This is a genomic window from Bacillus sp. BP-3 (assembly GCF_028401955.1).
GTDB lineage: Bacteria > Bacillota > Bacilli > Bacillales > Bacillaceae_G > Bacillus_A.
On record NZ_JAQOTJ010000029.1, the window covers coordinates 19,957 to 27,797 of the forward strand.

Genomic DNA, 7,841 nt, shown 5'->3' on the forward strand with positions numbered 1-7,841 from the left:
TTTTCACATCTGTAATTGATTAATTTCTGCTACACTTCGAATTCCTGATTCAATTGCCCCTTGTATCCACCCATGATACAACGTAGTATGTTCACCTGCAAAATATATTCTCCCTTCTGGTTTCACAATATGAGGTTGTAATTCTGATTCTTGGGTTGCCTGAAAGATTGCAAATCCTCCTAATGCGTACGGATCTAATGTCCAGCTCATCGATAAACCAGAAATAAATTCATCATACACTTGATTTCCAAGTATTGTCCCTAAATTTTGCAACGTATAATAAATACGATCACTTTCAGATAAACCATCCCAAAGTAATGCATCATACGACCACGTATAACTCCCCAATACCATTCCAGGCCCTTTTGTACCTATTCCATAACTTGGATAATACGAATAACGAATAGGCAAATCGGTAATGATGCGTCCACCACGTTGACCTTGTTCTTCCCAAAAACGACGTTTAAATTGAATGCCTATTTTCGTCGCAGCCATGTAATGTAACTCTCGAATCGCTTTCCACTTTTCATGAGAAACAGAATCATACGGATCTATTTCAACAAATCTCATTGTTGTAAACGGAATGGTGACAATGACAATATCCCCTGTAATACTGCTATATTCGAATGATTTTTCATTACGACAATATGCTGTAACTCCTTTTTCATGCTGCACTAGTTTCATTAATTTTTGTTGAAAGATAATATCATCTTTCAATTGTGGTAAAAAAGACTTTGGCAACGCGTCGTTACCACCTTCAATTTCATAAAACCCTGTGGATTGTTGTAAAATATATATAAAACGCAATGTTTCTACAAAAGACCTTTCTAAAAATCCTTCTAAATCAAGAAGTACCCCTATCATTTCTACAGCAGCTGGTGAAAAAGGCACCTTATATTGATGAGGATAATCCTTTAAAAACTCTGCTGTAGAATACCGCCCAAAATCTTTCTCTACAATACTCCAATTGTTTTCTGGATCTCTTTTAATAAAATCAAGAATTGGTTGTATCGCTAACATCAACAACTCTTCTGATGATTTTCCTTCTTCATTCACTGCAACTGGATAGCGTAAAATACTTGGGTTTTTCTCATATTGTTTCAATGTTGTTTTACGACCATTTGCATATATAATATCCGTTTCATTTCGATTAATAAATGGATTTAGCTTCAAACCAAACTTCTTACTATATGCAAGTGTTAGTTCATGTGAATAAGGAATCCGCATGGCTCCAACATCTAGATATAAGCCTGTTTCTGGCATTCTCATCGTATAAATACGCCCACCAATTCGATTATTTGCTTCTAATAGTTTTACACGATGGCCAGCAGCCTTTAATAATGATCCAGCCACTAATCCAGCCATGCCCGCTCCAATAATAACAATACTTTTCGGTACTGTAGTTTTTGATAAGCCATTGTTAATAATAGATACCATCTCATTTGTTGTAAGACGGGATTGCAAACTCAACCGCATCATCCCCACCCCTACTCATCAGCACAAATTCATAGTTCAATGCATTGTATTCAAAGAAAGGATGTATCATACTTTTATTTTCTGAATATTCATAAAAACTTCAAGGAGATTTGCACTTTTTTTTGTTATTTGTTCGTATAATAAAAATGAAAATAGAAAATGTAAGAAAGGGGATGGTAATATGAAACGCTCTTACAACTATCATGAGATTAAAAAACAATTAGAAAATCAAAAATCCCAGCTATGTAAACAATTAACAGATGTGAAATTAACAGAAAGTGAACGTAATGAAATTAAGAGAATGGTTGATAATTACGAATATATTCTTATTTTAGTTGAAATGAATCATTTTGAAAGAGGAATTTCTCATTAAAACCGATGCACAAATTATTAAGGCATAAAAATTCCATCAGTTGGGTATTTCTTCTTCTCCCACTGATGGAAAGATCCTTCTTCATTCCTCTCTACATCCTTATGCAGATCTTACTACCCACAAATAGCGAGTAAACAAACATTTGTATATTTTTACATAAAGCATAAAAAAGAAAAAGGCCTCACCTTTGATGAAGCCTACTATATAAGTCCATTTAAATTTTCCGACATATAAGTCACTGCTATGCAGAATACAACATGATCGCTACTTGCTTCCTCCCTTTGTTTTAGTGGCAGGAAAAGGCACTTACCGCATCTACGCACAGCCAGATGCCCTCGTCCTCCCTTAAAAAGAAAGAGGTTTTTATTTCGGTTTTTATTTCGGTTTTTAATTTGTATTTATATAGTTATTACTATTATCCTTTTTTAACTCCTAAATTAATTTAAGCGTATCATTATACAAACTTAATTGATATCTATAGGGTTCTATTTCTGGTGAGATATTGACTTGTACAGAAATAGAAGATAAGTCCAGTAAGTCTAGGGGATATTTAAGGCTTTGATGATTCTCTGAACTCTTGATGAGTTGCTCTTCTATGTATTCCCCCAACATTTGCAATTGAATAGTCCATTGTTGTTGATCAGCTTTTGAAATAAACTCTGTTTGGGACCAATCACTGAATGTGTTTAATATACTTGAAATATAAATATATCCTGTCTATAACTGTGTGAGAAGTTGTTCGTTTTGTTTTAAAATTTGTTTTTTATTTTTCGTAAATGGATTTAATTTCAAACTTTTTTCTGCCATCTTAAAATCTTTTTGCACTTGATGTAGTTCCTGAAGTAGGATTGTTATATTCTTTCTTAAATGTTGTTCTGTAACAAGGTCACAGTTCGTATTCACCCAAATAGCTGTCTGTTCAAACAACTGTACAAGATGGAAACCAAATTGATTCAACGTTAAACGAGCTTCTTTCACATAATTAGGTGGAAAAATCACCATATGAACAATAATGGCGATAAGCGCACCGATGATCGTATCTCTAATTCGATCTGACACATAATAATTCGTTTTATGTACAAAGACAAACACTAGTAAAATGGTTAAAGCCACTTGATGTATGATTGTTTTATGCACCCTAAATATAACCGGAAGCACCATTCCGCCTAACAGTAATAATCCTATCGTCCATCCGCTCACTTTTAAATGACTGATAATAAAAACAGAAACAGTAATTCCAAAAATCGTGCCGATAATTCTGTAAAAAGCATATACGGCAGAATGCTGGACAGTTTCTTGCATAGAAAGAATAACAGTTAATGGTGCCAAATAAGGGTGCTTTGATCCTAACATTTTTGCTATTTCCCATGATACTCCTGAAGCTAAAGCTATTTTGGTAATAAGTATTAATCCTTTTAGTAACCCTTTTTTTTGTTTACCCGTTTTTTTCATAAAAACTCCCTTGTACACAGAATAATCTTACATACATTTTTAATATGTTACAGTTATCCACTCCTATATTTACCATATAGATAATTACAGAATCTGATTTATCATAGATATCACTATTACCCCTGCCCTGTTCTATGCTTTTTATGTCCTCATTATCATATAGCTTTATCTTTTCCAACAGTTGACCTTCGAATAACATATAACTATATAAAAGCAAAATAAGTGCGAATGGATCTTATACATTAACTTTTCTTTATGAATTCCAATGTATGTATCATTCTTTTTCCCAATTCTAAAACAGACAATTTATGCATATGGTGATAAAAACATTCTAATTTTGGAGTGTTAATTAGAAAAAAGGTGAAGAACAAAACAGCGGCTAGCAAATATAGTAATACCTTTATTTTTTGTAGAAATTCCCATTCCATTTAATAGAGGGGGATACATTTATGAACAATTTTAACTTTCTTTGCGAACAATTTGCTACAATTCTGAAAGGGAAAAGTAAAATCAATCACAGTTCTTGTTCGGTATCTTTCCATCGTAATATCAAGGTACTCGTTCAAGGAAAACCGAGTATGTCCGTAATACCTGTGGGAGTAGGATTTGAATCTTTGGATCAAAATGGTAATGCTTTAAATTTAGCTGAAATTGCTGTTTTGCAAGAAGAAATCCCCTCATTTATACGATCCATCACACAACAAGGAATTATTGTTAGTGCCTTGCATAATCATTGGTTATATATGAATCCATTAATTATGTATATTCATGTTCAATCCGTAGAGCCGCCATTAAATTTCGCAAAAAAATTAGCAAATTCTTTTGCGGCCCTTAGTAGCTATCCAATTGCTGATAACGGGAGTTAACCCGAAGTTTAAGTTCCTACTCAGATACGGAACCTCTTGATAAAAAATACATACTTTTAGTAACTGAACATATAATTCCTTTCAGATAACAAACGAGATATAGTATAAATGATAAATGCCCTCTCACAGAAAGAGGACATTTATCATTTATACTTATTTTCATAATTACTCGCCTTACTCATTCATCACTTTTTTCGCATGAACGTTTTTGCCTTGTAACAATTGGAACATCACAAAATATAAAAATGCACTTAAAAACGCAAGTACTGCAATGATGTAAAATGTGTATTGATAACCTATCCACGCTGTTAAAGGAATCGCAATTGGCGCAATTGTTCGGCCGACAGACCAACGAAGTGTTGCCGCCGCAAAATATTGTCCTCGCATATGTTCAGGTGCTAATTTAGAAACGAAACTATTTTGAATTCCAACAACTACTAACTCTCCGAACGTGAAAATGAGCATAGCAAAAATAAGGCCCCAGACTGATACAGTGTGTGGAAAAATTACCATCGCTATTCCGTATGTAAGAGATGACAACAAAAAGACCGTTCGCTCAGAAAAGTAATTTGCTAATTTCGTTACATAGACAGTAAATAAAGCAACCAAAAATCCATTTTCCGCAATAATCCAACTAAACAATTTCTCACCATTTATCATCAGATTAAAAAACTCTTGCGTAGGTACATTTTCTTTTATGTATACGGCTAACAGTAGATCAAGCTGGGTAAAAGTTTGAGCAACAAGAATACCTGCAACAATGAACAACAGAAAGACACCATCTTGAAAAATAATTCGATAATTCTTTATCTGTTCATTCATAACAGTAAGCCATCCGCTTTGCTTTTCTACTTTTGTTATATTCTCTGGTAACGTCTCTTTTATAAACTTAAGTAATACAAAGGCTAATATAAAATTAATAATAACGCTCGCCAGTAACAATTCAAAACGATATGAAAAAAAGAAAAATGCTCCTAAAATCGGTCCCAACACAACATTAATATTTATCATTGTATAAAAAACCGCAAATACTTTACTTTGCTGCTCTTCGGGTACTAAATCTGCAACCATTGCTGCACTCGCTGGATAATATAAAGAACCCATAATACCAATTAGAGAAAAAGCTGCAAATGTTAAGAGCGGTGATTGCAACCATGGTGAATTGGCAAAAGCAAATAGTACAAAGGCAGCACTTTGTACAAATGTTGCAATCACCATCATACGCTTACGGCCATAAGTATCCGCTAAATAGCCGCCTACTAAATTAGCAAAAACAGATAATACTTGCGACAATACAAGTAATATTCCAGCCGTTGTTTTCCCTAGTTCTTCCGCAAAATATATCGCCATAAACGGAAGAAGCATCCAAAAGAAAAGTCCGAAGAGCCATTCTCCTACTAGACGAATCTTTAAATTTAAATCCCAGTTTTTTAAAATCATGAAGTTTCCTCTTCTCTACACCTTCCGCATGATGCTTACAATAAAGAAACAACAATACTTCATTGTTGTTTCTTTATTGCACAGTGGTTGTACTTATTTTATCAGGTTTACTTGTCACTAAATAATGTTTCTCTGATACATATAAATTTCGTTCTAATCCTCTTTTTAAGTATGGACCTAACTTGATTGAACAAATAAGGCGATTATCATTTCCTTCAACGATTGGAAAAACTTCCTTCTCCGTTACATATTGATCTACAGCACGTTGTACATCATCAATTTCTTTAACAAACGCAAGATTTTCCTGTGTATTTTCAAAGACTTCAAGTGTCTCCTTTGTAATAATAAATGTATTCGTAGGAAAAGCAGGTAAATAAGGTTTTAACAAGTCATAATTAACCGTGTAGTCATCATTTACTAATACTGTATATACGACATTAGCATTCGCTTCAAGAAATTTTGCCATAGCAAGCTCTAATTCATCTTTCGTAATCTCTCTTTCTTCCTTGCCTTTTTTAAAAAAGCGAAACATCTTCTCCGCCCCCCTTTTCCTTCATTATACCATAAATTACAAGATAAATATGAATAATGAAAAAACACACCTGGAATTTACCGATAAGCCTATTCACTAGTCTCACATTGTAAAAAATTATATGAAATTATCACTTTATCGTATGTTTGTCCAAACTCATTCATATGTATGAAATTAAGTACAGTTTTCAGTAAGTAGTGAAACTTCTTTATCTCAAAATGTAAGAGATGACTGATGAATGTTTTACTTTATCCCGCATTAACGGACAGTAATACTCCCACCTCAAAATTCAGTGAAAGCAAAGAAGTTAGGCGGGAGATAAATTGCCCGTAAAAGCCCGATTGGTGAGGGCTTTTAATCAGTGGGGATTAAGCCCCCCCACTAATTAAAGTTTCACTTTATCTCACCTTATTCTCAAAGTCTAGGTAATAAATAAATCAGCTCATAACATAAGAAAGAGGGATTACATGGATAATCAGCAATGGAAAGTAGCTAAAAAAATTGCTGCTACTTATATAGGGACTGTCGTTGGAGCTGGATTTGCAACTGGAAGAGAAATCGTTGAGTTCTTTACAATTCACGGAACATATGGAACAATTGGCATTTTAGTAAGCGGTATTTTCTTTATTTGGCTAGGTACAAAAATGATGCTACTTTCTTCACAAATTAAAGCATTTTCTGCTCAAGAATTTAACAAATATTTATTTGGTGATGTCTTTGGGAACGTTGTCAATATTTTATTACTTCTCGTATTATTTGGCGTGACAAGCGTCATGCTTTCCGGAGCCGGAGCGGTATTTGAAGAGCAACTTCGTCTCCCAAGACAACTTGGAATCTTTATAACGATACTCGCTTGTATTATAATTGGCAGCCGAGGATTACAAGGGGTATTTGAAGTTAATTCACTCGTCGTACCAATTATGATGACTTTCATCGTGGGGCTATCTATTACAACACTTTTTCATGATATATCTTCTTTTTTCAACATGACACCTTCTGAAAATTGGAATATCAAATGGGTTACTAGTCCCATTACATATGTTGCACTCAACCTCTCCCTCGCTCAAAGTGTACTTGTACCATTAGCAAGCGAAGTTAAGGACCAGAAAGCCATTAAATGGGGTGGTATGTTAGGTGGAGCTGGTCTCTGTTTAATTTTGTTATGTAGTCACTTCGCCATTTTATCTGTCGAACAATTTTATCAATATAATATCCCAATGGCAGAAGTTGTACGTCGTTTCAATGCCACTTTTCATTTCTTTTTTGTATTAATTATTTTTGGAGAAGTATTTACAACACTTGTCGGTAACATATTTGGTATGACTAAACAACTTCAATCTATCACCGGCTGGAGAAGTAACATCATTATTTATTTCATCTTACTTATTAGTTATTGTTTTAGTTATATCGGTTATAGTGAATTACTTCATATGTTATACCCTATGATTGGATGGATTAGCTTAATCCTCCTTCCAATTATTGCATTCAAACAACAGAATAAAACATAAAGTAAAACTCCTTATCTCTCACTAAGAATTAATGATACGAATTGGATCTTTATCAAACTAAAACAAAAGCACGTGAATCATCTTATTCACGTGCTTTTTTCATTACACCTTAAATCGTTCAATTAATACTTGTAACTCTTCAGCCATTTGTGATAACGTTCCACTTGCTGAACTAATTTCTTCTATAGATGCCA

The 7,841-nt window shown here is 33.8% G+C and carries 7 protein-coding genes; 3 read left to right on the plus strand and 4 right to left on the minus strand.

Annotated elements, in window-relative coordinates; genetic code table 11:
- Positions 1-3: 3 nt before the first annotated feature.
- Positions 4-1,476, minus strand: a complete 1,473-nt coding sequence (locus PLX19_RS24560) for a flavin monoamine oxidase family protein (RefSeq protein ID WP_272191520.1) — start codon at positions 1,474-1,476, stop codon at positions 4-6.
- Between the two features lie 181 nt (positions 1,477-1,657).
- Between PLX19_RS24560 and PLX19_RS24565 the strand changes: the two genes are divergently transcribed.
- Positions 1,658-1,849 carry a DUF3896 family protein gene (locus tag PLX19_RS24565; protein WP_272191522.1) on the plus strand — a complete coding sequence of 64 codons (192 nt, stop codon included), beginning with the start codon at positions 1,658-1,660 and terminating at the stop codon, positions 1,847-1,849.
- Positions 1,850-2,566: 717 nt separating this feature from the next.
- Here PLX19_RS24565 and PLX19_RS24570 read toward each other — a convergent pair.
- Positions 2,567-3,301, minus strand: a complete 735-nt coding sequence (locus PLX19_RS24570) for an FUSC family protein (RefSeq protein ID WP_272191523.1) — start codon at positions 3,299-3,301, stop codon at positions 2,567-2,569.
- A gap of 449 nt (positions 3,302-3,750) precedes the next feature.
- Here PLX19_RS24570 and PLX19_RS24575 point away from each other — a divergent pair, with 449 nt between their 5' ends.
- Positions 3,751-4,167 (plus strand): DUF1259 domain-containing protein, encoded by a 417-nt coding sequence (locus PLX19_RS24575; RefSeq protein WP_272191524.1) that lies wholly within the window; start codon positions 3,751-3,753, stop codon positions 4,165-4,167.
- Positions 4,168-4,341: 174 nt separating this feature from the next.
- Here PLX19_RS24575 and PLX19_RS24580 read toward each other — a convergent pair whose 3' ends face one another.
- Positions 4,342-5,607, minus strand: a complete 1,266-nt coding sequence (locus PLX19_RS24580) for an MDR family MFS transporter (RefSeq protein WP_272191525.1) — start codon at positions 5,605-5,607, stop codon at positions 4,342-4,344.
- Positions 5,608-5,680: 73 nt separating this feature from the next.
- Positions 5,681-6,139 (minus strand): DUF3939 domain-containing protein, encoded by a 459-nt coding sequence (locus tag PLX19_RS24585; RefSeq protein ID WP_272191526.1) that lies wholly within the window; start codon positions 6,137-6,139, stop codon positions 5,681-5,683.
- A 467-nt stretch (positions 6,140-6,606) separates the two neighbouring features.
- Between PLX19_RS24585 and PLX19_RS24590 the strand changes: the two genes are divergently transcribed.
- On the plus strand, positions 6,607-7,647 hold the full coding sequence (locus tag PLX19_RS24590; RefSeq protein WP_272191527.1) for a YkvI family membrane protein: 1,041 nt from the start codon (positions 6,607-6,609) through the stop codon (positions 7,645-7,647).
- Positions 7,648-7,841 lie beyond the last annotated feature (194 nt).